The sequence below is a fragment of the Sinorhizobium fredii USDA 257 genome, from assembly GCF_000265205.3.
GTDB lineage: Bacteria > Pseudomonadota > Alphaproteobacteria > Rhizobiales > Rhizobiaceae > Sinorhizobium > Sinorhizobium fredii_B.
The window spans coordinates 3,824,676-3,850,183 of the sequence record NC_018000.1 but is presented as its reverse complement, the minus strand read 5'-3'; the positions used below and the strand labels follow the sequence as shown (position 1 = coordinate 3,850,183).

19 protein-coding genes are annotated in these 25,508 nt (G+C 62.9%); 6 read left to right on the top strand and 13 right to left on the bottom strand.

Going from position 1 to position 25,508, the window contains the following annotated elements:
• Positions 1–11: 11 nt before the first annotated feature.
• Together mfd and USDA257_RS17985 are read right to left on the bottom strand one after the other, a co-directional pair.
• On the bottom strand, positions 12–3,539 hold the full coding sequence (gene mfd / locus USDA257_RS17990) for a transcription-repair coupling factor (RefSeq protein WP_014764374.1): 3,528 nt from the start codon (positions 3,537–3,539) through the stop codon (positions 12–14).
• Complete coding sequence (locus USDA257_RS17985) at positions 3,536–3,841, bottom strand: FAD assembly factor SdhE (RefSeq protein WP_041414377.1); 306 nt, start codon at positions 3,839–3,841, stop codon at positions 3,536–3,538. Before USDA257_RS17985 ends, mfd begins: the two co-directional genes overlap by 4 nt.
• 117 nt (positions 3,842–3,958) lie before the next feature.
• Between USDA257_RS17985 and recG the strand changes: the two genes are divergently transcribed.
• Positions 3,959–6,064, top strand: coding sequence for an ATP-dependent DNA helicase RecG (gene recG / locus USDA257_RS17980; protein WP_041415379.1), 2,106 nt, complete (start codon positions 3,959–3,961; stop codon positions 6,062–6,064).
• Positions 6,065–6,088: 24 nt separating this feature from the next.
• On the opposite strand, the gene USDA257_RS17975 is transcribed toward recG, so the two are convergent.
• The 5 genes from USDA257_RS17975 to USDA257_RS17955 form a co-directional block, all read right to left on the bottom strand.
• Positions 6,089–6,781, bottom strand: a complete 693-nt coding sequence (locus tag USDA257_RS17975) for a DUF502 domain-containing protein (protein ID WP_041414376.1) — start codon at positions 6,779–6,781, stop codon at positions 6,089–6,091.
• 19 nt (positions 6,782–6,800) lie between these two features.
• On the bottom strand, positions 6,801–7,298 hold the full coding sequence (locus USDA257_RS17970; RefSeq protein WP_014764371.1) for a GNAT family N-acetyltransferase: 498 nt from the start codon (positions 7,296–7,298) through the stop codon (positions 6,801–6,803).
• Positions 7,295–9,121 carry a glutamine--fructose-6-phosphate transaminase (isomerizing) gene (gene glmS / locus USDA257_RS17965; protein ID WP_014764370.1) on the bottom strand — a complete coding sequence of 609 codons (1,827 nt, stop codon included), beginning with the start codon at positions 9,119–9,121 and terminating at the stop codon, positions 7,295–7,297. The genes USDA257_RS17970 and glmS overlap by 4 nt, the downstream gene beginning before the upstream one ends.
• Before the next feature lie 145 nt (positions 9,122–9,266).
• Positions 9,267–10,637, bottom strand: coding sequence for a bifunctional UDP-N-acetylglucosamine diphosphorylase/glucosamine-1-phosphate N-acetyltransferase GlmU (gene glmU, locus USDA257_RS17960; protein WP_014764369.1), 1,371 nt, complete (start codon positions 10,635–10,637; stop codon positions 9,267–9,269).
• 190 nt (positions 10,638–10,827) lie between these two features.
• Positions 10,828–12,474 (bottom strand): Na/Pi cotransporter family protein, encoded by a 1,647-nt coding sequence (locus tag USDA257_RS17955; protein WP_014764368.1) that lies wholly within the window; start codon positions 12,472–12,474, stop codon positions 10,828–10,830.
• Positions 12,475–12,838: 364 nt separating this feature from the next.
• Here USDA257_RS17955 and USDA257_RS17945 point away from each other — a divergent pair, with 364 nt between their 5' ends.
• From USDA257_RS17945 to USDA257_RS17925, 5 genes are read left to right on the top strand one after another with little or no spacing between them, the layout of a single operon-like run.
• A complete protein-coding gene (locus tag USDA257_RS17945) occupies positions 12,839–14,731 on the top strand; it encodes a peptidylprolyl isomerase (protein ID WP_014764366.1) in 1,893 nt (630 codons plus the stop codon).
• A 17-nt stretch (positions 14,732–14,748) separates the two neighbouring features.
• The gene (trpD, locus tag USDA257_RS17940; RefSeq protein WP_014764365.1) at positions 14,749–15,762 is read left to right on the top strand and encodes an anthranilate phosphoribosyltransferase; all 1,014 of its coding nucleotides are present in this window, start codon (positions 14,749–14,751) and stop codon (positions 15,760–15,762) included.
• Positions 15,763–15,771: 9 nt separating this feature from the next.
• Positions 15,772–16,587, top strand: a complete 816-nt coding sequence (gene trpC, locus USDA257_RS17935; RefSeq protein ID WP_014764364.1) for an indole-3-glycerol phosphate synthase TrpC — start codon at positions 15,772–15,774, stop codon at positions 16,585–16,587.
• Positions 16,587–17,081: a cyclic pyranopterin monophosphate synthase MoaC gene (gene moaC / locus USDA257_RS17930; protein ID WP_014764363.1), complete on the top strand. Its 495-nt coding sequence runs from the start codon at positions 16,587–16,589 to the stop codon at positions 17,079–17,081. Before trpC ends, moaC begins: the two co-directional genes overlap by 1 nt.
• On the top strand, positions 17,081–18,301 hold the full coding sequence (locus tag USDA257_RS17925; protein ID WP_014764362.1) for a molybdopterin molybdotransferase MoeA: 1,221 nt from the start codon (positions 17,081–17,083) through the stop codon (positions 18,299–18,301). Before moaC ends, USDA257_RS17925 begins: the two co-directional genes overlap by 1 nt.
• A gap of 69 nt (positions 18,302–18,370) precedes the next feature.
• Here USDA257_RS17925 and USDA257_RS17920 read toward each other — a convergent pair whose 3' ends face one another.
• The 6 genes from USDA257_RS17920 to USDA257_RS17895 all read right to left on the bottom strand — a co-directional run bounded on the left by USDA257_RS17920 (position 18,371) and on the right by USDA257_RS17895 (position 25,508).
• On the bottom strand, positions 18,371–19,666 hold the full coding sequence (locus USDA257_RS17920) for a hemolysin family protein (protein ID WP_014764361.1): 1,296 nt from the start codon (positions 19,664–19,666) through the stop codon (positions 18,371–18,373).
• Positions 19,667–19,811: 145 nt separating this feature from the next.
• Positions 19,812–20,567: a FadR/GntR family transcriptional regulator gene (locus tag USDA257_RS17915; protein ID WP_014764360.1), complete on the bottom strand. Its 756-nt coding sequence runs from the start codon at positions 20,565–20,567 to the stop codon at positions 19,812–19,814.
• 250 nt (positions 20,568–20,817) lie between these two features.
• Complete coding sequence (locus USDA257_RS17910; protein ID WP_014764359.1) at positions 20,818–21,888, bottom strand: BMP family ABC transporter substrate-binding protein; 1,071 nt, start codon at positions 21,886–21,888, stop codon at positions 20,818–20,820.
• A 41-nt stretch (positions 21,889–21,929) separates the two neighbouring features.
• Positions 21,930–22,850 (bottom strand): ABC transporter permease, encoded by a 921-nt coding sequence (locus USDA257_RS17905; protein WP_014764358.1) that lies wholly within the window; start codon positions 22,848–22,850, stop codon positions 21,930–21,932.
• Positions 22,850–23,944 (bottom strand): ABC transporter permease, encoded by a 1,095-nt coding sequence (locus USDA257_RS17900; protein WP_014764357.1) that lies wholly within the window; start codon positions 23,942–23,944, stop codon positions 22,850–22,852. Before USDA257_RS17900 ends, USDA257_RS17905 begins: the two co-directional genes overlap by 1 nt.
• The gene (locus tag USDA257_RS17895; RefSeq protein ID WP_014764356.1) at positions 23,934–25,508 is read right to left on the bottom strand and encodes an ABC transporter ATP-binding protein; all 1,575 of its coding nucleotides are present in this window, start codon (positions 25,506–25,508) and stop codon (positions 23,934–23,936) included. Before USDA257_RS17895 ends, USDA257_RS17900 begins: the two co-directional genes overlap by 11 nt.

Below are 25,508 nucleotides of genomic sequence, written 5' to 3'. Positions count from 1 at the left end.
CGCGCCACGTTTCAAGCTGCCTTCGCGAGTGTCGCAAGCTGGGTCATCACCATGGCCGCGCCGGCGAGGCGCTTGTCCGGCGTGACGAGTTCGCGCTGGAAGAAGATGCTCTGGTCGGGCCTAATCTTGGCGAGCGTCCCCTGTTTGGCGATGTGGCCGACGAGGGCAGCCGGATTGGGAAACTCCTTGTTGCGGAACTGGACGACGACGCCCTTCGGCCCGGCATCCAGCTTCTCGACATTGGCCGTGCGGCAAAGCGCCTTGATGTAGACGATCTTCAAGAGATGCTGGACTTCGATCGGCAGCGGGCCGAAACGGTCGATCAGTTCGGCGCCGAAGCCGTCGATTTCCTTGAGGTCGGTCAGCTCACCGAGGCGACGATAAAGCCCGAGCCTCAAGTTGAGATCCGGCACATAGACTTCCGGTATCATCACCGGCGTGCCGACCGATATCTGCGGCGACCAGCCGGAATCGTGGATTTCCTCTTCACCCTTGAGCTCGGCGACCGCCTCTTCCAGCATCTGCTGGTAGAGCTCGAAGCCGACCTCCTTGATGTGTCCGGATTGCTCCTCGCCGAGCAGGTTGCCGGCGCCGCGAATGTCGAGGTCGTGGCTGGCGAGCTGGAAGCCGGCACCGAGCGTGTCGAGCGACTGCAGCACCTTGAGGCGCCGCTCCGCCGGGCCCGTCAGCGTCTTGTTGACCGGAAGGGTGAAGAGCGCGAAGGCGCGCACCTTGGAGCGGCCGACCCGACCGCGAAGCTGGTAGAGCTGGGCGAGACCGAACATATCGGCGCGGTGCACGATCAGCGTGTTGGCGGTCGGCACGTCGAGACCCGACTCGACGATCGTCGTCGACAGAAGCACGTCATAACGGCCCTCATAGAAGGCGTTCATGATGTCTTCGAGCTCGGTTGCCGGCATCTGGCCGTGCGCCACGGCGACCTTCAGCTCCGGCACGTCGGATTTCAGAAAATCGTGGATCTCGGACAGGTCGCTGAGCCGCGGGCAGACGTAAAAGCTCTGGCCGCCGCGATAGTGCTCGCGCATCAGTGTCTCGCGGATGACCAGAGCGTCGAAGGGCGAGATGAAGGTGCGCACCGCCATGCGGTCGGCCGGCGGCGTAGTGATCAGCGACAATTCGCGAACGCCGGTGAGCGCAAGCTGCAGGGTGCGCGGAATGGGGGTCGCCGAGAGCGTCAGGACATGAACGTCGGTCTTCAGCTCCTTCAAGCGCTCCTTGTGCTTGACGCCGAAGTGTTGCTCCTCGTCGATGATCAGCAGGCCCAGATTGGCGAAGTTGATCGAGGAACCGAGAAGCGCATGGGTGCCGACGACGATATCCGTCTTGCCTTCGGCGACTTCCTTCTTCGTCAGCGCCAGATCCTTCGAGCCGACGAGGCGGGAGGCTTGCTGGATGCGGATCGGCAGCCCGCGGAAGCGGTCCGAAAACGTCTTGAAATGCTGACGCGACAACAAGGTCGTCGGCACGACCACGGCGACCTGCACGCCGTTCATCGCCGCGATGAAGGCCGCGCGCAGCGCCACCTCGGTCTTGCCGAAGCCAACGTCGCCGCAGACGAGGCGATCCATCGGCCTGCCGCCGCCGAGATCGTCCCGGACCGCCTCGATCGAGTTCAACTGATCCTCGGTCTCGTCATAGGGGAAGCGCGCGGCGAATTCGTCATAGACGCCGTCGTGCGCGACAAGGACCGGCGCGTGCCGTGTGTGCCGCTCGGCGGCAATGCGAATGAGGCCGCCCGCCATGTCGAGCAGCCGCTTCTTGAGCTTCGCCTTGCGCGCCTGCCAGGCGACGCCGCCGAGCTTGTCGAGGATCGCATCAGTCCCCTCCGACCCGTAGCGCGACAGAAGCTCAATGTTTTCCACCGGCAGAAAGAGCTTCGCCTCATCGGCGTAGACGAGCTCCAGGCAATCATGCGGCGCGCCGGCGGCCTCGATCGTGCGCAGGCCGACGAAGCGGCCGATGCCGTGTTCGGCATGGACGACGTAGCTGCCCTCATCGAGGCCCGTCACCTCGGCGATGAAATCGGCGCCGCGCTTGCGGCGCTTCGAGCGGCGCACCATACGGTCGCCGAGGATATCCTGCTCGCCGATGACCACCAGATCGCCGGCCTCGAAGCCTGATTCGAGGCTGAGAACCGCGGAAGCTGCCTCGCCCGGCTTCAGCGAGCGCAGATCGGCGAGAGCCTTCACCGGACGGATGTTGGCCAGGCCGTGCTCGGCGAGCACCTGAAGCAGGCGGTCGAGCGAACCCTCCGTCCAGCCGGAAATGACGACCTTCGCGCCCTTCGCCCGCCTCTCGGCTATGTGTTTCACGGCCTGATCGAAGACATTGGCGCGTGTGCCGTCGTTCTCGCTCTCGGCTTCGCCGGCGGTCTTCGCCCAGCGGACGCCCTGCCGAGCTTCGATGGTCAGGACCTGACGGGCCTCGCCCTCATGTTCGGAAAACGGCGACAGACGCACGGCGTTGCGCTCGGTCAGCGCGGCGCCAAAGCTTTTCGCACCGAGATAGAGCAGCTCCGGCGGCACGGGCTTGTAGGGCGTGCCCTGGGATATCTGCGACTTGCCGGGTGATGCGGAAGCGTGACGCGCCTCATAGTAGTCGAGAATGAGCTTCGAGCGCTCCGCCGCCGCCTCGCGCGCCAGGTGATCCGTGACGATCCGGAAACCCTCGAGATAGTCGAAGATCGTTTCCAGCCGATCGTAGAAGAGCGGCAGCCAATGCTCCATGCCGGCATAGCGCCGTCCTTCGGAGACCGCCTGATAAAGCGCGTCGTCACGCGTCGCGGCTCCGAAGAGGGAGAGATATTGCGTGCGGAAATGGCTGATTGTCTCGGGCGTCAGCGACACTTCGCTCATCGGATTGAGATCGAGGGAGCGGACCTGCCCGGTCGTGCGCTGGCTGGCCGGATCGAAGGAGCGGATCGTCTCCAGCGTATCGCCGAAGAAATCGAGACGCAGCGGCTCGCCACTTCCCGGCACATAGACATCTAGGATGCCGCCGCGCACGGCAAACTCGCCGACCTCGCGCACGGTGGGCACACGCTCGAAACCGTTGCGCTCCAGCCGGGCGGCGAGATCGTCCATGCGCACTTGATTGCCGGGCCGGGCCGAGAAGGCGAGGCTTTCGATCACGTCCTGAGGCGAGATCTTCTGCAGGGCCGCATTGACGGTCACCAGCACGATCGCCGGGTGCGGCTTGTGCCGATGCGCGATCAGGGCGCTCAGCGCGGCCAGTCTTCGCGCCGACGTATCGGCGCTCGGGGAAACGCGATCGTAGGGCAGACAGTCCCAACCCGGCAAAGTCAGGACCGGAATGTCGGGCGCCACGAAGCCGAGCACCTGCTCGAGATCGCCGATCCGCTGGCCGTCGGAAAGTACATAGGCGACCGGCGCGCCGGCCCGCGCCAGATCGGCGAGGATCAGCGCTTCGGCGCCCGAAGGTACGGGCCCGATCGTCACTTCCCGCGTCGCCGTAAGAATTCTCTTCGCGTCAAGACCAGGGATCATCGTCGAACTCATTCCGCCTCTCGCTGAACGGGGTGGAAATCCGGGCGGTAGGCGGCTATGCGCGCAAACAGGTCCGTCGCGTAGCGCTCCGGCAGCGGCTGTTCCCCGGTGATCCAGCGAACCAGGTCGTTGTCTTCCTCGCCCATGATCGTTTCGAGCTCATCCAGTTCCGCATCGGAAAGCGTGGAGAGCTCCGCCTCTGCGAATTGCCCGAGAATCAGGTCCATCTCGCGAATACCGCGATGCCAGGCGCGGAAGAGGATCCGGCGCCGACGCGGATCAAGATCGGCGCTCGTACGCGAAATGCCGGTCATGGAACGTCCTTCCTGCCACCCGCCGCCACGGCGGATCGTGTCCACGGGCTCTATAAACGCTGGAAAGCGGCTTGTCAGCCTTGCCAATGCCGGATTTCTTGTCGCAATTTCATGACCATGCGCCCTGCCCTGCTCGATCCGCTGTTTTCACCGCTCGATAGCCTGCCTGGCATCGGCCCCAGGACCGGCGAGCTTTACGCCCGCCTGCTTGGACGCGAGTCGATCGACGACTGCCGCGTGATCGATCTCCTGTTTCACGCTCCTTATTCGCTGATCGATCGGCGCCGGCAGCCCGGCATCGCCCATGCGCCGCAGGGCTCGATCGTCACCATTACTGGCCGCGTGGATCGGCACCAGCCATCACCGCGCGGCCGACCGAACGTGCCCTATCGCGTCTTCCTACACGACGATACCGGCGAGTTGGCGCTCACCTTCTTCCGGGTCAAGGGAAACTGGCTGGAGAAGGCCCTGCCGATCGACGAGATCGTTATTGTCAGCGGCAAGGTGGACTGGTTCAACGGACGTGCCTCGATGGTGCATCCGGACTATATGGTCCGAGCGGCCGAAGCCGAAAGCCTGCCGCTCGTGGAACCGGTCTACGGGCTGACCGCCGGCCTCTCGCCGCGGCCGCTGCGCAAATCGATCGAAGCGGCGGTGGCGCGGGTTCCCGATCTGCCCGAGTGGATGGACGAGACATTGCTGCGCCAGCAGGGCTTCGAGAGCGCGAAAGACTGTTTTCATCGCCTTCATCATCCGCGCGACGAAACCGATATCGCTCCGCAGGCACCGGCGCGCCGGCGGCTCGCCTATGACGAGTTTCTGGCCGGCCAGCTATCGCTGTCCCTGGTGCGCCAGCGCTTACGCAAAGTTGCCGGAGTCCCGGTTCACGCGACAGGGAAGTTGAGTCGACCGGTCATCGCCGCCCTGCCCTTCTCTCTCACGGCCAGCCAGTCAGGCGCCGTCGGGGACATCCTTGCCGACATGTCCGGCAGCGAGCGCATGCTGCGTCTGTTGCAGGGCGATGTCGGTTCCGGCAAGACCGCCGTTGCGCTGATGGCGATGCTTGCGGCTGTCGAATCCGGCGGCCAAGCCGTGCTGATGGCGCCGACGGAAATTCTCGCACGGCAGCACCATGCGACGCTTGCGAAGATGGCGGCGCCGGCAGGCCTCACGATCGACGTCTTGACCGGCAGGACGAAGGGCAAGGAACGCGACGCAATCGTCGAGCGCATCGCCTCCGGCGAGACCCAGATGGTCATCGGCACGCACGCGCTCTTCCAGGACGCCGTCAGTTACCGGCAACTCGTGCTGGCCGTTGTCGATGAGCAGCATCGCTTCGGCGTTCACCAGCGGCTGCGGCTGACGGCCAAGGGCATTTCCCCACACATGCTGGTGATGACGGCGACGCCGATCCCGCGCACGCTGGTGCTGGCGGCGTTTGGGGACATGGACGTCTCGAAGCTGACGGAGAAGCCCGCGGGGCGCAAGCCGATCCAGACCGTCACTATCCCGACCGAGCGCACCGACGAAATCGTCGACAGGCTCTATTCGGCACTCAGCCAGGGCAAGAAGGCCTATTGGATCTGCCCGCTGGTCGAGGAATCCGAGGAGACGGATATCATGTCCGCCGACGAGCGGTACCAAAGCCTTGTACAACGCTTCGGCAAGGACGTCGGACTCGTTCATGGCCGCATGGCAGGGCCGGAAAAGGACGCTGTCATGCTCGCCTTCAAGAATGGCGAGATTCGCGTGCTGGTGGCGACGACGGTGGTGGAGGTCGGGGTCGATGTTCCCGATGCGACGATCATGGTGATCGAGCATGCGGAGCGTTTCGGGCTTGCGCAGCTGCACCAGTTGCGCGGCCGCGTCGGGCGCGGCGACGAGGCTTCGACCTGCATCCTGCTTTACAAGGGACCGCTGAGCGATGCGGGACACGCGCGCCTTTCGATCCTGCGCGATACCGAGGACGGCTTCGTGATTGCGGAAGAGGACCTGAAGCTGCGCGGCGAAGGCGAATTGCTCGGAACGCGGCAATCCGGCACGCCCGGATTTCGCATCGCCAGCCTCGAGGCGCATGGGGATCTTCTGGAGATCGCCCGGAAGGACGCCGCCTATCTCATCGAGCGCGACCCGGACCTGACGACGGAGCGCGGACAGGCTTTAAGGACACTGCTCTATCTCCACCGGCGAGACGAAGCGATCCGCTTCCTGCGCGCCGGTTGACATTTGGGATTGGGCGAAGGGGCGTCACGCCCTTTTCTGCTGCGTGATGGTCCGTGGCGGTGCGTTGGCGAGCGGCTTATGGTCTGGCGTGACGAGACCGCCGGAAATCAGGAGCTTGGCCGCATCCTCGGCACTCATCTGCAGCGGGACAATCTTGTCGCGCGGCACGAACAGCAGGAAGCCGGCGGTCGGCAATGGCGTCGGCGGCAGGAACACGGCCACCATATCCATGCCGCGCTCGTCGAACTTGGCAGCGATCTCGCCCTTCACGTCGGTCGCGATGAAGACCAGCGACCAAAGCCCGGGACTGGGATATTCGATCAGCCCGGCCTTCTTGAAGGAGGAGGATTGATCCTGCAGCACCGTCTGGAAAATCTGCTTCAGCGACTTGTAGATCGTCCGCACCAGCGGCATGCGGTCGAGCAGCGACTCGCCGAAATTGATGATCGAGCGGCCAACGAGGTTCGCCGTCAGGAAACCGACGAGGGTGATCACGAGGATGGCGACGAGGAGGCCGAAGCCGGGAATTGCCACCGGCAGGTAGTTATCCGGATTGTAGAAGCTTGGCAGATAGGGCTTCACCCAGCTGTCGGCCCATTCGATGAAAGAGCGAACCAGCCAGACCGTTATTGCCACGGGCGCGCAGATGATCAGGCCCGTGAGGAAGTAGTTGCGCAACCGAGCTGCGATCATGCCGCCTCTGGAACCTTCCGTCATGCTGATGCCACCAAAACCCTCAGACCGGCCCGAATGCCGGATGGTAGCTGACCGTGCCGGAAACCTTCGCCTCGGACAAGGCCAGCGTCATAAAATATTGCGGCGCACAACCCGGAAAGACAAGAGCGGGATCGTTTCGGAAACCAAACCTACCATAGAAAGCCGGATTTCCCGCCAAGACGCAGCCGGAAGCACCGAAATTTCGAAGCATATCCAGCCCTTGTCGGACGAGCGCGTTACCCGTACCACGTCCCTGCCGATCCGGCCGCACGGACAGAGGACCGAGCCCATACCAGCCGGACGCAAAGGGCGTGATCGTCACGGGCGAGAATGCGACGTGGCCGATGACCTCACCACGCTCCTCGGCGACGAGGGACAGCGTCAAGGCGCCCTCGGCGCGCAGGCGGTCGATGATCAGCGGCTCGGTCTGATCGCTATAGGGCTGTCCCGCGAAGGCCGCTGCCGTCACGTCGTGGATCGCCGCGTGATCGCGATCGGTTTCCGGTCGGATGATCATTCCACGGTGACCGATTTGGCCAGGTTGCGCGGCTGATCGACGTCCGTCCCCATGAAGACCGCCGTGTGATAGGCGAGCAGTTGGACCGGCAGCGAGAAGATCATCGGCGCGACGATCTCGTCGACATTCGGCAGCACGAGCGTGTGCATCGTGTCGAGCTTCGATGCGGCAGCACCCTTCTCGTCGGTGATCAGGATGATCCGTCCGCCGCGCGCCGCCACCTCCTGCATGTTTGAGACGGTCTTGTCGAAGAAGCGGTCATGCGGCGCAATGACGATGACGGGCATGTTCTCGTCGATCAGCGCGATCGGCCCGTGCTTCAGTTCGCCGGCCGCATAGCCTTCCGCGTGGATGTAGGAAATCTCCTTGAGCTTCAGGGCGCCTTCCATGGCGAGTGGGAAACTCGTGCCACGGCCGAGATAAAGCGCGTCACGGCATTTCGACAATTCGCGCGACAGGAATTCGATCTTCGGATGGATGCTGTTGAGCACCTGCCCCATGAGGCGCGGCATTTCCGCAAGGCTTCTCACCAGCGCCTGTTCTTCCTGCTCGCTGACGGTGCCGCGCGCCCTGCCCGCACTGACAGCGAGGGCAGCCAGGACGGCGAGCTGGCAGGTGAAGGCCTTGGTCGAGGCGACACCGATTTCGGGTCCGGCGAGGATCGGGAAGACGGCGTCGGACTCCCGCGCGATGGTCGATTCGCGCGTGTTGACGACGGCGCCGATCTTCAAGCCGTGCTCCTTGCAGTAGCGCAGCGAGGCAAGCGTATCGGCGGTCTCGCCCGACTGCGAGATGAAGAGAGCGGCCGACTGCGGCGACAGCGGGATCTCGCGGTAGCGGAACTCGGAAGCGACATCGATTTCGACCGGCAGGCGCGCATAGCGCTCGAACCAGTATTTGCCGATCAGGCCGGCCAGGTAAGCCGTTCCGCAAGCGGAGATCGCCAGGCTTGGCACCTTGGCGAAGTCAATATCGTCGGAAACCGGCAGCACCCGATTATCGATGAAGTTGATGTAATGGCTGAGCGCGTGGGAGATGACCTCCGGCTGCTCGTATATTTCCTTCTCCATGAAATGGCGATGGTTGCCCTTGTCGACCATAAAGGCGGCGGCCGTGGACACCTGGCGCGGCCGCGTGACGACGTTGCCGTCCATGTCGAAGATATGGACGCCGGTCTTGCCGATCACCGCCCAGTCGCCGTCGATCAGATAGGTGATTTCATTGGTGAAGGGCGCCAGGGCGATGGCATCGGAGCCGAGGAACATCTCGCCGTTGCCATGACCGATCGCCAGCGGCGGGCCGTTGCGGGCCGCCATGATCGTCGATGGATCGTCTTCGAAAAGAATAGCGAGTGCATAGGCGCCCCTCACCCGCTTCAGCATCGCATGCATCGCCTCGCGCCGTCCCAGGCCGTCGCGGCGAAATCTCGCCAGGAGCTGGGCGACGACCTCGGTATCGGTCTCCGTCTGGAATTCGGCACCCGACTCCGAAAGCTCGTCCTTCAACTCGGCAAAATTCTCGATGATGCCGTTGTGAACGACGGCGACGCCATCAGTGAAATGCGGATGGGCATTGCGTTCGGTTGGAGCTCCGTGGGTCGCCCAGCGCGTGTGGGCGATGCCGATGGTGCCGGCCAGGGGCTCCTCTTTCAGCCTCGTCTCGAGATTGACGAGCTTGCCCTCGGCGCGGCGGCGGTCAAGCGCTCCACCCTCGATTGTTGCGACGCCGGCCGAATCGTATCCCCGGTATTCCAGGCGCTTCAACGCATCGACCAGCCGCTCCGAGACCGGCTGCTGCCCGACGATACCCACAATCCCGCACATGTCATTCTCCGTTCCGTCGCACGCCGGTTGTGGCGTGTCAGATCAAATGCAGCGACCCCGTCGCCAATGTCGAAGCCTTGGTAGCGAAATTATCGCGCGAAGCAATCCGCTGCAATTTCACTTTCAGTTTCAATGATTAACGAGACTATTCGGCAGCTTTGACCTTCTTTTTGGCCGCTTTTTCGGCCTCGTAGCGCTCCCGCAATATGGGAGCCCGGCCAGGCTTGATCTCCTGCCGTGCCCGGCCGAAAGCCACGGCATCGGCCGGGACGTCCTCGGTAATCACGCTGCCGGAGGCGACGAGCGCCCCGTCGCCGATCGCCACGGGAGCGACGAGCGACGAGTTCGAGCCGATGAAGGTATTTTCGCCGATCCGCGTGACGTGCTTGTTCACGCCATCATAGTTGCACGTGATGGTGCCCGCGCCGATGTTCGAGCCGGCTCCGACGAAGGCATCGCCGATATAAGTAAGGTGGTTCACCTTGGCGCCGGCGCCGATCTCCGCCTTCTTCACCTCGCAGAAATTGCCGACCTTCGATTTCGGACCGAGATCGGCGCCCGGACGAAGACGGGCGAAGGGGCCGACCGTCGCGCCCGTGCGGACATAAGCGCCTTCGACATGCGAGAAAGCGTGGATGATGGCGCCGCTCTCGACACGCACCCCGGGGCCGAAGACCACATTCGGCTCCACCAGGACATCCTGGGCGAGCTCAGTGTCCCAGGCAAGGAAGACCGTTTCGGGCGCGATCATCGATACGCCGGCCAGCATCAGTTCCTGGCGACGACGTTGCTGCCAAAGACGCTCGATATAGGCGAGTTCGGCTCGCGTGTTGCACCCGGTCAGTTCCTCCTCCGGCGCCTTGACGGCAATCGCCCGGCCGCCGAACGATAGGACGATCTCGACGAGGTCGGTAAGATAGTATTCGCCCTTGGCGTTGGCATTGCCGATGCGGCCGAGGAGATCGAGCGCCTTGCTGCCGCTGATCGCCATCAGCCCGCCGTTACAATAGGTGATGCGGCGCTCCTCTTCCGAAGCGTCCTTGTGCTCGCGGATCGCAAGCAACTCCCCATCCTTGACGATCAGACGGCCGTAGCCGGTCGGATCCGCGGTTTCGAAGCCGATAACAACAACATCATTGCCCTCGGCCAGCTGCTCGCGCGCCGCCTTCAGAGGTGCGGCGGTGATGAGCGGCGTATCGCCGAAGACGACGAGAACGTCGTCATAGCCCTTTTCGATCGCCTCACGCGCCGCAAGGACGGCATGCGCCGTTCCCAACCGTTCCTTTTGCAGGAAGGAGGAAACCTTAACCGTACCCGTCGTCGCGGCAGCCGAAACGGCCTCCGCGTCCCGGCCGACGACCAGGGCAACGTCGGAGATGGATGCATTTGCCAGGGCGTCGACGACATGGGCAATCATCGGCCTGCCTGCCACCGGATGCAGCACCTTCGACGTGGCCGATTTCATCCGCGTGCTTTCGCCCGCCGCCAGGATGATCGCCAGGCAAGTCCGTTCCATACTCTGCTCTCCTTGGTATTCTTCGGGTAATTGCGTGCCCGTCGCCCGATTCGACGCGTGCTGTCAGCAAATTATTGCGAAAAGCATATATCGCACAATCACGTCCCGTTAACCCGGTTAAAAAGCGATGGTGGCTCCTCTATCTCGGGGAAGTCCCGCCGCGCCTTCCACGTGCAGGTAATCGTCGACATCATGCCTGCGGCCGTAGCCTGCTCTCCGTCAAAAGGCCGCTCTCTTCGACGATTGGATAGGCGACAGACGCGATGTGCGCGTTGACGCGCTTCAGATCTCTCAGCATGTCGAGATGCAGCGAACTCGTCTGCAGGCTTTCAAGCAGGCCGTCGCGAAGGCGCTCGAGATGCCGTTCCGACGAGCGTTTCTCCATGTGACGTACATCGACCTTGACCTCGATGAGGTGACGGGCAAGGTCCGCATTGCGCGAGACGAAGATCGTCTGGGCAATACGCAGATTGTCGAGGGTCAGATCGAACAGGTTCTTCAGTTCCTGATAGCCTTCGTCGGAAAATTTCAGACCGTTGGCCACCTTCTTGCGGATCTGCTCGCAAAGGCCCTTCTCAATGATGTCGCCCATGTGCTCGAGATTGATCGCATAGTCGATGATGACGATCGAGCGGCGTCCGTCTTCTTCGTTCAGCCCGTGACGTCCGAGCCGTGACAGGAAAATCTTCACTTCCTGCTGCAGCAGATCGACCTGTCTCTCCATCTTTCCGATGTCGCCGAGTTCACTAAGGTCATTCTTGTTGAATGCGGACGATGCCCGGATGAGCATCGCCTCGATGAGGTCTCCGACCCGAAGCACCTCCCGTGTCGCGCCGGAGAGCGCCATGACAGGCGTATCGAGCGCCGCGACATCAAGATAGCGCGGACCCGTCTCGCTTACCTCTTCGTCCGGGATCAGGCGGCTCATCATCCGCGACAGCAATCCTGCAAAAGGCCAGGCGATCAGCGCGACGACCAGATTGAAAAGAAGGTGAACATCGACCGGCAGGTTCTGTCGCGGCAGCGGTAAGCTCTGCAGCATCTCTGCGTTGATACCGGCAAGCGGAAGCGCGATCAGACATCCGATACCGCGCACAATCAGGTTGCCGAGCGTCACACGCCGAGCGCCAGGAGCCGCAGCGAGTGTAGCGATCACCGGTGGGATCGCGCCGCCCAGATTGGCTCCCAGCACCAACGCGACGGTCAAACCGGCCGAAAGCACGCCAGCGGACGATAGGGACAGCACCAGCATGACGATCGCCAAGCTCGAAGACGAGGCGAAGGCCAGGGCAGCCGAAATGAGCATGGCGACCGGCAAGGCGTTGTCGAGCATGCCCAGAAAGGCTCCCAGAGCCTCGGACTCACGCATCGGCTCCGTTGCCGTGCCGAGCAGTTCGAGCGACAGAAGCATCAGGCCCACACCGACCAGAGCGAATCCGCCACCCTGGCGCGCGCTCGACTGGCTCATTCGGTGCATCATCACGCCGGCGAGAATGAACAACGGCGCCAGCCAGCCGATGCCGATCGCAACGATCCATGCCGTCATGGCCGTGCCTAAATTGGCACCGAGCAACACGATCTGCGCCATCCGCGACTTCACGAGGCCCTTCTCCACGAAGGATGCCGTCATAAGGGCGGTGGCCGTGGAGCTCTGTAGGGCGAGCGTCGCAACCAAGCCCGTCGCGAATGCCCGCAGCGAGCCGCTCGTTCCGCGTGCCAGACCGGCGCGCAGCCTCGATCCGAAGGCGCGCGTCACTCCCTCCTTCACCAGCGAAAGACCGAACAGGAGCAGTGCGACAGCCCCGAAAAGATTGACCATTACGATGGTGGATTGCATGGCATGGAAATCCGCAACGGCCGCCGGGCTTCAAGTTTCTGACATATCGAAGACACGAATCCCCCTCGTTGACCATAGAGAGACCAGCCTGAAGCTGACAATTTTGCAGATTGATTTCAATTGCCGGCTAACGATTCCGACATCCGCTTTCTTGTTCGCGTCGATTCCCAATTTTCGTAGATGGATGCCTTTGCGCAAGCGCCAGACGGCGCTCCGAAATTCGCCGGGCCGCGCATCTCCCGGGCCTCTGCTTCGCGGCATCGCGATTTACGACGGATCGGCCTTCAATTCCCATTTGGTTTGTTCTAAGGAACGACATCATTCGCCGTAATGCCGCTGTACTGCAACGAGGTTTCTGCCCCCCATGCTCGACACCCTGAGAAACGCCGCCCAGACGCGGATCGTCAAAGGCCTCCTGGCCATTCTCATCCTCTCATTCATGGTGTGGGGCGGTCAGACCTTGATGGTTACCGGGACATCCGATGCGGTGGTGACGGTCGGCGACGTGAAGGTATCCACGAGCGACTATCGCCTTGCCTTCGAGCGTCAGCTGAGCCTGCTTTCGCGGCAGCTTGGAACGCCACTCACACGACAGCAGGCCCGCGCCTTCGGCGTTGAGCAGCAGGTCTATTCACAGCTCGTCGCAGGCGCCACCCTCGATCAGCTCGCTGAAGACATGAATCTCGGCCTCTCCGAAGACCGCCTCGCCAGACTCATCGGCGAGGACCCCGCCTTTCACGGCGCGAACGGCCAATTCGATCGGATGACCTTCTCGAGCGTGCTGCGCAATGCCGGGTTGACCGAGCAGGACTACATCAAGAACCGCAGCCAGGTGGCGGTTCGCTCGCAAATTGTCGATGCGCTCTCGGACGGGTTTGCGGCACCGACGATCCTCGTCGATGCCGTCGGCAAATACCGGCATGAGACCCGCACCGTCGAATACCTGATGCTCTCGAACGCAAATATCGATCCGGTGAAGGCGCCGGGCGACGATGTGCTCGCTCCCTGGTTCGAAAGCCACAAGACGAACTATCGCGCTCCGGAATATCGGAAGTTCAGCTACATCAAACTCGAACCCGAGGATCTGATGGCGACCGAGGCGGTTACCGAGGAAGAGCTGCGCGCCGACTATGAAAAGCGGCAGGGAAGCTTCCGCACGCCGGCAACGAGAACGATCGAGCAACTCGCCTTTCCGTCCCGCGAAGCGGCCGACGCTGCAAGCGCAAAACTTGCCGCCGGCACCTCCTTCGACGATCTTATCAAGGCCGAAGGCAAGAGCGCTACGGACGTTCTCCTCGGGGATTTCACCAAGGAGCAGATGCCCGACCAGAAAGTGGCTGAAGCGGCCTTCGCCGTCGCCAATGACGGCGGCGTGACGCCCGTCGTCGAAGGCGCCTTCGGCCCCGTCATCCTGCGCGTGACCAATATCCGCCAGGAAGCCGTTCGCAGTTTCGATGAAGTCAAGGAGGAGTTGCGCAAGGAGATCGCGCTGTCTGTGGCGCGTGATCAGCTCGTCGGCCTGCATGACAAGATCGAGGACGAACGGGCTGCTGGTGCGACCGTGAAGGAGGTCGCCGACCAATTGAAGCTCAAGCTCGCCACAGTCGACGCGATCGATGCGACTGGCAAGGACCAGAACGGTGACGACGTGACCGGGCTGCCGGAGCAACGCACTCTTCTCCAGGACGTATTCAAGGCCGAGGTCGGCCTCGAGACCCTCGCCGTCCATATCGGACGCGACGGCTACGCCTGGTTCGACCTCGAGGAGGTGATCCCTGCCCGCGATCGCACGCTCGACGAGGTTCGCGACGAAGTGGCTGCCGACTGGACGGCCGAGCAGCAGCGGGTGGCGCTGGCCGCCAAGGCGGCCGAACTGAAGAATCGGCTCAAGAAGGGCGCGAAGCTCGCGGACATTGCCACCGAACTCGGCCTTGTCGTCGAAACGAAGACCAGATTGAGCCGCTCCACCCAGGACGCGGCCTTGAGCCAGGCCGCCATCGCGGCAGCCTTCGGCGGCCCGAACGGACATGTCGCCAATGCGGCGGGCATGGGCGGCGAGGGTCAGATTCTCATGCAGGTGACGGGACTCGACGACAGTGCGCCCGCCAATGCGCTCGACAACGACAGCCGCCAGATCGAAGCGATCGCCCGCGCGAGCGGCGACGACATACTCGATCAGATGGTCGCAACGCTGCAGTCGGTCTATGGCGTATCGATCAACCAGACGCTTGCCGAGCAGGCATTGGCGCAACGCTGACGGACGAGGAACAACGCATGAGTGATTTGAAGCCGTTCGTCGCAAAAGTGGCCGCACGCGAGGCACTGAGCCGCGAAGACGCGCGAGCGGCCTTCGAGATCATCATGTCCGGAGCCGCCACACCGTCGCAGATCGGCGGTTTCCTCATGGCGCTGCGGGTGCGCGGCGAGACCGTCGACGAGATCGTCGGCGCCGTCAGCGCGATGCGGGCGCGTATGCTGCCGGTCGAAGCGCCTCAGGACGCGATCGACATCGTCGGAACGGGCGGCGACGGTGCCGGCACCTACAATATCTCGACGCTGGCATCGCTGATCGTCGCCGGCGCCGGAGTGCCGGTCGCCAAGCACGGCAATCGGGCTCTGAGCTCGAAGTCCGGGACGGCCGATGCGCTCTCCTGCCTTGGCGTCAAGCTCGATATCGGACCGGACACAATCGCCCGCTGCATCCGCGAGGCTGGCGTCGGCTTCATGTTCGCCCAGCAGCACCATTCGGCGATGCGCCATGTGGGTCCGACGCGGGTCGAACTCGGCACGAGAACCATCTTCAATCTCCTCGGCCCCCTCTCCAATCCGGCCGGCGTCAAACGGCAGCTCGTCGGCGTCTACGCGCCGCAGTGGGTCGATCCGCTCGCGGAAGTCCTGCGCGATCTCGGCTCCGAGAGTATCTGGGTCGTACACGGCGAGGGACTGGACGAGATCACCACGACGGGCGTGACCAAAGTTGCCGAGCTGAAGGACGGAAAGATCCGCAGTTTCGAGCTGACGCCGGCAGACTTCGGTCTGGCGGGCACCACGCTCGATGCCTTGAAGGGAGGCGACGGGGCGCATAATGCGGCGGCATTGCAGGCGGTGCTCGATGGCGAGGAGAATGCCTACCGGGACATTTCCCTTGCGAACGCTGCGGCTTCGTTGATGATAGCCGGACGCGCCAAGGATCTCGTCGAAGGCATGGAGGTCGCGCGCAAGGCGCTTTCGACCGGCGCTGCCAAGACCGCCCTGCAGCGGCTGATCACCGTCTCCAACGCCGCCTGAGGAGAAGACATGACGGACATTCTGCGCAAGATCGAGGCTTACAAGCGCGAGGAGATCGCTGCCGCGAAATCGCGCGTTCCACTCGACGCGCTGAGGGCGCGGATCGCCGATCAGTCGTCGCCGCGCGGCTTTCACGCCGCGCTTGCGGCGCGTCGCCAGAAAGGCGAATTCGGTCTGATCGCCGAAATCAAGAAGGCCAGTCCATCGAAAGGATTGATTCGCCCGGATTTCGATCCGCCTGGGCTGGCGAAAGCCTATGCGGCGGGCGGGGCTGCCAGCCTTTCGGTCCTGACGGATACGCCTAGTTTTCAGGGCGCCCCCGAATTTCTGACGGCGGCGCGGGCCGCCTGTTCGCTGCCGGCGCTGCGCAAGGACTTCATGTTCGATACCTACCAGGTCTTCGAAGCCCGCGCCTGGGGCGCAGACTGCATTCTGCTGATCATGGCATCGCTCACCGACGACGATGCACACCGTCTCGAAGACGCGGCGTTTGCGCTCGGCATGGATGTGCTCGTCGAGGTGCATGACGCGGAGGAAATGGAGCGAGCGCTGCGGCTGTCGTCTCCCCTCATCGGCATCAACAACCGCAACTTGAGGACGTTCGCGGTCGATCTTGCCGTTTCGGAACAGCTCGCGCCGATGGTCCCGGCCGATCGCCTGCTGGTCGGCGAAAGCGGCATCTTCACGCATGAGGACTGCAAGCGCCTCGAAAAGAGCGGCATCACGACATTTCTCGTCGGCGAAAGCCTGATGAGAAAAGACGACGTGGGGGCGGCAACGCGCGCGCTGTTGACCGGCTCCGGAAGCGCTCTGGCAGCCGAGTGATGAGCGGCCCGCGCCTCACCCATATCGACAGTGCCGGCGAAGCCCATATGGTCGACGTTGGCGACAAGGCGGAGACGGTGCGTGTCGCCGTCGCCGAAGGCTTTGTCCGGATGCAACCGGAGACGCTGGCCCTGATCCTCGAAGGCAACGCCAAGAAAGGCGATGTCATCGGCACGGCCCGGCTCGCCGGCATCATGGCTGCTAAGCAGACGTCGAGCCTCATTCCGCTCTGCCACCCGCTGATGCTGACCAAGGTCTCCGTTGATATCGCGCCGGACGATGCCTTGCCAGGTCTGCGCGTCGAGGCAATGGCGAAGCTCAAGGGGAGGACGGGCGTCGAGATGGAGGCGTTGACGGCGGTGAGCATAGCCTGTCTGACGATATACGACATGGCAAAGGCCGCCGACCGGGAGATGGAGATCGGCGGCATTCGCCTCGTCAGCAAATCGGGCGGGCGATCCGGCGACTATCGCCGGGATGGAGACCAGGGCTGATGTCGCTGCTCCCGGTCGAAGAGGCGCTCGAAAGGGTACTTGCCCTGGCCCGGTCGCGGCTGAGTACGGAGCGGCTTGCGCTGCATGATTGCCTCGGCCGCGTGCTTGCCGAGGACACCGGAGCTCTGCTCACGCACCCACCTTTCGACAATTCCGCCATGGATGGCTATGCCGTCCGCCACGAGGACATCGCCGATGTCGGCGCCGAACTGACGGTAATCGGGCAATCGGCGGCGGGACGCGGATTTCGAGGCCGAGTTGGGCCAGGCGAAGCGGTACGCATCTTCACCGGCGCGCCGCTCGCGGACGGCGCCGATACCGTCATTCTGCAGGAAGATATCGAGCGCCTTAAGGGCAATCGGATTCGCACCCTTTTCGCGCCGGCGAAGGGCCGCCATATCCGATTGTCGGGACAGGACTTCGAAGAGGGTGAGATCACACTCCATGCCGGAAGCGTCCTCGATGCCGGCCGGCTGACGCTGGCCGCCAGTATGAACCAAGCGAGCCTGCCGGTCTTCCTCCGTCCAAAGATCGCAATTCTCGCCACGGGTGACGAATTGCTGCCGCCCGGCAGTTTGCCCGGGGCCGACCAGATCATCGCCTCGAACAGTTTTGGTGTTGCGGCGATCGCTCGCGAAAATGGCGCGGACATACTGGATCTCGGCATCGTTCGTGACGACCAGTCTGCGATTGCCGCTGCGGTCGCAAAGGCGCAGGCCGCTCAAGCCGACGTGCTCGTCACGCTCGGGGGAGCCTCGGTCGGCGACCATGATCTCGTGCAATCGACGCTCCTCGGCTGCGGTATGACGCTCGATTTCTGGCGTATTGCCATGCGTCCGGGAAAGCCGCTGATGGTCGGAGATCTCGCCGGCATGACGGTGCTCGGACTGCCCGGCAATCCGGTCTCGAGTCTCGTCTGCGCCCTGCTCTTCCTGGAGCCGTTGACGCGTAAGCTTGCACATCTTCCGCACCGCTCGCGGCTAATCTCGGCGAAGCTCGCCGCGCCGTTGCCTGCCAACGACCGCCGCCAGGACTATGTTCGGGCGCGCCTCTCCCGCGAGCCGGACGGCTCGCTGCTGGCGCACCCCTTCCCGCGCCAGGACTCGTCGATGACCAAGGTCTTCGCGCAGTCGGACGGCCTGATCGTTCGCCCGCCACAAACGCCGGCCGCGGCGCCTGGAGACCACTGCACCGTTCTCAAGCTTCGGGATCCGGCCTGAGACTGGCCGCAACGAGCATTTGTCGTAACGCTCGTGCGGGCTGAGGCGTCGCCCGGTCTTTTCCTTCCATCAGGCCGAATGTTCTTCGGCGCGGCGGCTGACAAGGATCTTGTCGATGCGGCGGCCGTCCATGTCGAGCACTTCGAAGCGATATCCGTGCGCCTCGGCGCAATCGCCTTCCTCCGGAGTCTTGCGCAACTGCTGCACCAGGAAACCCGCGATCGTCTCGAAATCGCCATCCATATCGATGCCTTCGATGCCGATCTGAAGATGAATTTCATCGATCGGCGTCCGACCATCGACGAGATAGCTGCCATCCTCGCGTGCACGAATATGGGCGTGCTCGATATCGTCGTAGTTCGACGGGATGACACCGACGATCGCCTCCAGGATGTCGGCGGTCGTTATGATGCCTTCCGTGCTGCCGTACTCGTCGACGATCATCGCCATGTTGACGCTCGACGCCTTGAAGGCTTCGAGAGCCTTGAGGCACGAGGCTGTCTCCGGCAGCGTCAGAATCTCGCGGACATAGTTGCGGATATCGAACGGCGCGGCGATCGTGGCGTTGAGGATTTCCTTTGCCAGCACCGCTCCGATCACGTCGCCGGCCGGGCCCTCGATGACCGGATAACGGGAATGGCCGAACTGCCGAATCTTGCGACCGATCGTCTCCAGGCTGTCATTGACGTCGATAAAGCTCACCTCCGTGCGGTGTGTCATGATCGATTTGACGTTCCTGTCGCCGAGCCGGATGATGCGCCGCAGCATCTCGTGTTCGCTCTTCTCGATCGCGCCGCTCTCCACGCCTTCGGCCATGATCGCATGCACTTCCTCTTCGGTGACGTGATCGGGATCCTCGGCCTGCATGCCCATCAGGCGCATCGCCAGGCGAGCGGCAGTCTCGAAAAGATAGACAACCGGCGCGACTATCCGCGAAAGCAAGGTCATCGGCCGTGCAACAAAAATCGCCAGGCCTTCCGAGTTCCTGAGCGCCAGCTGCTTCGGGATGAGCTCGCCGATCACGACCGACAGGAAGGTGATGAGCGTGACGACAAGGGCCACGGCAACCGTATTGCCATAGGGGTTTATCCAGGCAATCTCGTCCAGGACCGGTGCAAGCTTCGCCGCGATGGTCGCGCCGCCATAGGCGCCGGCCAGGATGCCGACGAGCGTAATGCCGACCTGGACTGTGGACAGGAACTTGCCAGGCTCCTCGGCAAGCCGCAGAGCATATTCGGCGCGAAGGTTTCCCTGCTTGACCATCTGACGCAGCAAGGGTTTGCTTGCCGAAACGATCGCCATTTCCGAGAGCGCAAAGAAAGCATTGACCAGAAGCAGAAGAAGAATGACAAAAAGCTCGGACATAGGCTCCGTTCACCGCTCTTGGGAAGTCGGCAGATGAGAAACGACTGTTCTCTCAGATAGGCCACGGCGGCTGTGCGGGCAAGGCCAGTCTGGCGATCTGCGGCTTCCGCGGACGTAGCAGCGGTTGTACAGCGCAGCCGCGCCGTCAGTTCTTGCCGCTCTGCTCCGGATGGAAGGCTTTCTGGATTCGATCACGCCCGTATTTGATGACGTATTCCATCGCTTGCCGCGCGCCAACCTCATCCCTCCTGCCGATCTCCTCGACGATGCGGATGTGGTTGCGAGCCACCTCGTCTATGCCGCCCTTTTCGTCAGTCGGCGAACTCAATTTGAACACGCCGACCAAGGCCGCCTCGATCAGACCGCCGACCGTTCTGAGGAACGGATTTCCGGATGCTTCGAGAACGGAGAGATGGAACTTCAGGTCGGCCACTGCCAGCGTTTCAGCCGTGTGACTTGCGTCGCCCATGGCAACCGCAAGCCGCATCATGGTGGCAATTTCCGCATCGGTCGCGTTGCGCGCGGCCAAAGCAGCCGCGTGCGTCTCGAATGCGAGCCGCACCTCGCTCAGATGATAAAGGAAATCCTCGTCCACCCCACATGCGAAATGCCAGGTCAGAATATCGGCGTCGAAGAGATTCCACTCTTTCCTGGGTGTCACGCGCGTTCCGATGCGGGCACGGGGGACAATCATGCCCTTCGCCGCAAGCGTTTTCATCGCCTCGCGCAAAACAGTGCGCGACACACGGAACCGGAGTGCCAGTTCAGGGTCGCCGGGAAGAATGCTGCCGACCGGAAATTCTCCCGAAACGATCGCCTTGCCGAGTTGATCCACGACCTGCGCATGGCTCGTTCGCTTCGGTGTCCTGGATATGACCGTATCAAGCAGGCTCTTGTTCACCCCGTCCCCTCCAAGAGTGCCTCCTTGCCGCGGCAGGCGCTGTTTTTCATGTCGTCGCCCTGCTTCTCGTTCCGAGAGCAGAAGCTCACATAACAGTAGATCGAATATACGATTCCCGATAGTCCGACGTAGGCTTCCCGGCGCCCATCGGACGCGGTTCCCGTGCCGCATTGCCGATACCGTAAAGGACAAAACCCCACGCCTTTGCGTGGGGTTTGCAGAGACTTCAAAGGCCGATGCCCTTCCCGCTTTATTGCGGCAGTTTGTCGTCGACGCCTTCGACATAGAAGTTCATGCCGAGGAGCGTGGCGTCATCGGAAGATTCGCCTTCCTTGAGCCATGCCGTGCCGTCCTGCTTGTTGAGCGGACCGGTGAACGGCTTCAGTTCGCCGGACTTGATCTTCGCTTCCGTCGCTTCCGCCATCGCCTTCACGTCATCGGGCATGTTCGTGTAGGGCGCCATCGTCAGGATGCCGTCCTTCAGGCCGTCCCAGCTCGACGTCGTCTCCCACTTGCCGTCGAGGAAGGCCTGGGTGCGCTTGACGTAATAGGCGCCCCAGGTGTCGACGATCGCCGTCAGCTGGGTCTTCGGACCGGCGGCGATCATGTCGGATGCCTGACCGAAGGCCTTGATGCCGCGTTCGGCCGCAACCTGCATCGGAGCGGTCGTGTCGGTGTGCTGGGTGAGAATGTCGACGCCTTGGTCGATGAGCGCCTTGGCGGCATCCGCCTCCTTGCCCGGGTCGAACCAGGTGTTCGCCCATACGACCTTGATCTTGAAGTCCGGATTGACCGAGCGGGCGCCGATGACGAAGGCGTTGATGCCCATCACCACTTCCGGAATCGGGAAGGAGGCGATGTAGCCGGCAACGCCCTTTTGCGACATCTTGGCGGCGATCTGGCCCTGGATGTAGCGGCCCTCATAGAAGCGGCTGTTATAGGTCGCGACGTTCGGTGCGGTCTTGTAGCCGGTGGCGTGCTCGAACTTCACGTCCGGGAATTTCTGGGCGATCTTGACCGTTGCGTCCATGAATCCGAAGGACGTGGTGTAGATCAGACCGCAGCCCGAACGCGCCAGGCGCTCGATGGCGCGCTCCGCATCCGGCCCTTCCGGCACGTTTTCGAGGAACTGCGTCTCGACCTTGTCTCCCAGTTCCTTTTCGACCTGCTGGCGACCGATGTCATGCGCCTGCGTCCAGCCGCCATCGGTCTTCGAGCCCACGTAGACGAAGCAAATCTTGGCCTTTTCCTGGGCGCTTGCGACTGATGCAAAGCCGAGCACCGCAGTCGTGGTTGCGAGGGCGAGGAGTAGTTTTTTCATTTTTGACCTCTGTCGGTTCGAGTATTCCGTCTGGTTGTTGTTCACCGGTCCGGCACAAACGGTTTGCCGAGCGATGCCGGCGTGTTGATCAGGGTCATCCGCCGGTTGTGCGATATCAGAATGAGTACGACAATTGTCGCCAGATAGGGAAGCGACGAAAGAAACTGCGAGGGTATACCGATGCCGAAGGCCTGGGCGTGAAGCTGGCTGATCGAAACGGCCCCGAACAGATAGCCGCCGGCAACCACCCGCCAGGGACGCCAGGATGCGAAGACCACCAGGGCAAGCGCGATCCAGCCGCGGCCGGCCGACATGTTCTCGACCCATTGCGGCGTATAGACCAGCGAAAGCTGCGCGCCGGCAAGTCCTGCGCAGGCGCCGCCGAAAAGCACCGCCAGGTAGCGGGTTCGGATGACGTCGACGCCCAGGGCATGGGCGGAACCGTGACTGTCGCCGACGGCGCGCAGCTTCAGCCCCGAACGCGTTCTGAACAGAAACCAATGGATTCCCGCGACGATCGCGATCGACAGATAGAAGATCGCGTCCTGCCGGAAGATGAGCGGCCCGACAAACGGAACTTGCGACAGAAGCGGAACGGCGATCGGTTGCAGCTTGATGCCCTGCATTCCGAGGAAACTCTCACCCAGCATGCCGGAAACGCCAAGGCCCAACAGCGTCAGCGCGAGGCCGGTCGCCACCTGGTTGGCGACGAGCGTCAGCGTCAGGAAACCGAACAGCAGCGAGAACAACGCGCCGGCGGCGATACCCGCGAGCACGCCGAGGTAGGGCGAACCGGTCAGCTGCGTGGCAGCGAAGGCGCAGACCGCCCCCATGATCATCATGCCCTCGACGCCGAGATTCAGCACGCCCGACCGCTCGGCGACAAGCTCGCCGGCTGCGGCAAGGACGAGCGGCGTCGCGGCCGTGATGACACTCAGGAGGATTGCTTCGACGATACCCATCAGCGCGCCTCATCCGTCTTGAGCGCCGCGAATCTCTCCCTGACCAGTCGGATCCGATAATGAATGAGCGTGTCGCAGGACAGCACGAAAAACAGCAGCAGCCCCTGGAAGACGCGCGTCATTTTTTCGGACACGCCGATCGAAAGCTGCGCCGCCTCGCCGCCGAGATAGGTGAGCGCCAGGACCAGACCGGCAGCGATTATGCCGAGCGGATTGAGGCGCCCCAGGAACGCGACGATGATCGCCGTGAAGCCGTAGCCGGGCGAGATGACAGGCCTGAGCTGCTGGATCGCACCGCTCACTTCCGAAATGCCGGCAAGGCCGGCAAGCGCGCCCGAGAACAGCATCGAGAACCAGATCATCTTGCGCGATGAGAAGCCTGCAAAGCGCCCTGCCCGCTCGGACTGGCCGAGAACGGTGATCTCGAAGCCGCGCAGCGTGTAGCGCATCATGAACCAGACCAGGATCGCCGCAATGATCGCGAAGGCAAATCCCCAATGCGTGCGCCCGGAGGCGAGCATTTCTGGAAGGATGGCGTCGGCGCCGAACGTCCGAGTTTCCGGAAAGTTCATACCCTGAGGGTTGCGCCAGGGGCCGCGCACCAGCCAGTCGAGAAAGAGCTGGGCAACATAGACGAGCATCAGGCTGGTCAGGATCTCGTTGGTGTTCATATGGCCCTTGAGAAAGGCAGGAATCGCCGCGAAAAGCGCGCCACCGATCATCCCAAGCACCAGCATCAGCGGCAGCACCAGCGGCGATTGCCAGTCGTAGAAGATGACTGGCAGGATCGAGCCGGTGATCGCCCCCATGATGAACTGGCCTTCCGCACCGATATTCCAGTTGTTGGAGCGGAAGCAGACGGAGAGGCCGACGCCGATCATGATCAGCGGTGCGGCCTTGATCGCCAGCTCGTGCAGCGACCACACCTCGCTCAGCGGCTCGACAAAGAAACTGTAGAGGGCCGCTATCGGGTTCTTGCCGAGCAGCGCGAACATGATGCCGCCGAAGACGATGGTCAGCGCAAAGGCGATGAACGGCGACAGGATGGAAAACAGCGCCGAGATCTTCGGGCGCTTTTCGAGCTCAATGCGCATGTGCCGCTCCCGCAGCTTCCGTGGTGCCGTGCATGCCCCCCATCAGCAGGCCGATCTTCTCGCGCGAGAGTTCGCGGGCGGGATAGGGATCGGAAAGCCGCCCCTCGCTGATCACGGCGATCTCGGTCGCCACCTCGAATATCTCATCGAGGTCCTGGCTGATCACCAGCACGGCGGAGCCAGCCTTGGCGAGATCGACGAGCGCCTGGCGGATCCGGCTCGCCGCCCCGGCGTCGACGCCCCAGGTAGGCTGGTTGACGATAAGCACGGCCGGCTGCCGGTCGAGTTCGCGGCCAACGATGAACTTCTGCAGATTGCCGCCCGAAAGCGAACCAGCCGGCGGGTCCTCGCCGCTCTTGCGCACGTCCATCGCCTCGGAAATTCGTTTGGCTGCCGCTTTGACCGCCCCCTGGCGGATGATCTTCAAGAAGCCGCCACCGAGAAAAGCGCGCCGGTCCGATTGATTGCGCGCCAGGACCAGATTGTCGGAAAGGGAGAGTGCGGCGACCGCGGCATGCCCATGCCGCTCCTCCGGCACGAAGCCGGCGCCCATCAGGCGGCGAGCATTGATGTTCTTGCTTCCGACCGGCTTCTGGCGAATTTGCACGGCATTATCGTCGGCCACCGGATACTCGCCCGAAAGCGCGTCGAAGAGCTCGCTTTGGCCATTGCCGGCAACGCCGGCAATCGCCAACACCTCACCGCCTCTCACCTTGAGACAGACGTCCTTCAGGGAAACCGCGAACGGCGTGCGCGCCGCAACCGAAAGATGGCGCGCTTCGAGTTGCACGTCGCCCTTGGTGTTCGTGCCTTCGGGCGTCACCACGGCCACGTCGTTGCCGACCATCATGCGCGCCAGCGAAGCCGGCGTCTCGACGCGCGGATCGCAGGCGCCGGTGACCTTGCCGTGCCTCAGAACCGTGGCGCGGTCGCAAAGGCGCTGCACTTCCTCGAGCCGATGGCTGATATAGAGGACGGAGCGCCCCTCCGCCTTCAGCTTCAACAGCGTTTCGAACAATCGGTCGGCCTCCTGCGGGGTCAGCACCGAGGTCGGCTCGTCGAGGATGATCAGCTGCGGATTCTGCAGCAGAGCGCGCACGATCTCGATGCGCTGCCGTTCTCCGACGGAAAGATCGGCGACATGCGCATTTGGATCGAGCGGCAAGCCGTAGAGGCGCGACAGCCGCGAAGCCTCTTCGGCAACGCGGGCAAGCGAAATGCTGCGATCCATCGAAAGCGCGATGTTTTCGGCGACGGTCAAAGCCTCGAAGAGAGAGAAATGCTGGAAGACCATGCCGATGCCGAGCTTGCGCGCGTCGCCGGGACTGGAGATGCGGACAGTGTCGCCCATCCACAGGATCTCTCCGGCGGTCGGCGCAAGCACGCCGAACAGCATCTTCACCAGGGTCGATTTCCCCGCCCCGTTCTCGCCGAGGAGGGCGTGAATTTCTCCGGGTTCTATGTGCAGATTGATCGCATTGCAGGCTGCGAACGAGCCGAACAATTTCGTCAGGTTGCTCACGGCCAGCAACGGACCGCTCGCAATTTGTCCCTTAACAGGCAC

Bases quoted from the DNA above. Each gene is read 5' to 3' on its own strand.
- USDA257_RS17975 (WP_041414376.1), bottom strand. From the start codon at position 6,781: ATGACGGAAGGTTCCAGAGGCGGCATGATCGCAGCTCGGTTGCGCAAC.
- USDA257_RS17985 (WP_041414377.1), bottom strand. From the start codon at position 3,841: ATGACCGGCATTTCGCGTACGAGCGCCGATCTTGATCCGCGTCGGCGC.
- trpD (WP_014764365.1), top strand. From the start codon at position 14,749: ATGAGTGATTTGAAGCCGTTCGTCGCAAAAGTGGCCGCACGCGAGGCA.
- USDA257_RS17925 (WP_014764362.1), top strand. From the start codon at position 17,081: ATGTCGCTGCTCCCGGTCGAAGAGGCGCTCGAAAGGGTACTTGCCCTG.
- glmS (WP_014764370.1), bottom strand. From the start codon at position 9,121: ATGTGCGGGATTGTGGGTATCGTCGGGCAGCAGCCGGTCTCGGAGCGG.
- USDA257_RS17945 (WP_014764366.1), top strand. From the start codon at position 12,839: ATGCTCGACACCCTGAGAAACGCCGCCCAGACGCGGATCGTCAAAGGC.
- USDA257_RS17920 (WP_014764361.1), bottom strand. From the start codon at position 19,666: ATGTCCGAGCTTTTTGTCATTCTTCTTCTGCTTCTGGTCAATGCTTTC.
- moaC (WP_014764363.1), top strand. From the start codon at position 16,587: ATGAGCGGCCCGCGCCTCACCCATATCGACAGTGCCGGCGAAGCCCAT.
- USDA257_RS17955 (WP_014764368.1), bottom strand. From the start codon at position 12,474: ATGCAATCCACCATCGTAATGGTCAATCTTTTCGGGGCTGTCGCACTG.
- glmU (WP_014764369.1), bottom strand. From the start codon at position 10,637: ATGGAACGGACTTGCCTGGCGATCATCCTGGCGGCGGGCGAAAGCACG.
- mfd (WP_014764374.1), bottom strand. From the start codon at position 3,539: ATGAGTTCGACGATGATCCCTGGTCTTGACGCGAAGAGAATTCTTACG.
- USDA257_RS17970 (WP_014764371.1), bottom strand. From the start codon at position 7,298: ATGATCATCCGACCGGAAACCGATCGCGATCACGCGGCGATCCACGAC.
- USDA257_RS17905 (WP_014764358.1), bottom strand. From the start codon at position 22,850: ATGGGTATCGTCGAAGCAATCCTCCTGAGTGTCATCACGGCCGCGACG.
- trpC (WP_014764364.1), top strand. From the start codon at position 15,772: ATGACGGACATTCTGCGCAAGATCGAGGCTTACAAGCGCGAGGAGATC.
- recG (WP_041415379.1), top strand. From the start codon at position 3,959: ATGCGCCCTGCCCTGCTCGATCCGCTGTTTTCACCGCTCGATAGCCTG.
- USDA257_RS17910 (WP_014764359.1), bottom strand. From the start codon at position 21,888: ATGAAAAAACTACTCCTCGCCCTCGCAACCACGACTGCGGTGCTCGGC.
- USDA257_RS17900 (WP_014764357.1), bottom strand. From the start codon at position 23,944: ATGCGCATTGAGCTCGAAAAGCGCCCGAAGATCTCGGCGCTGTTTTCC.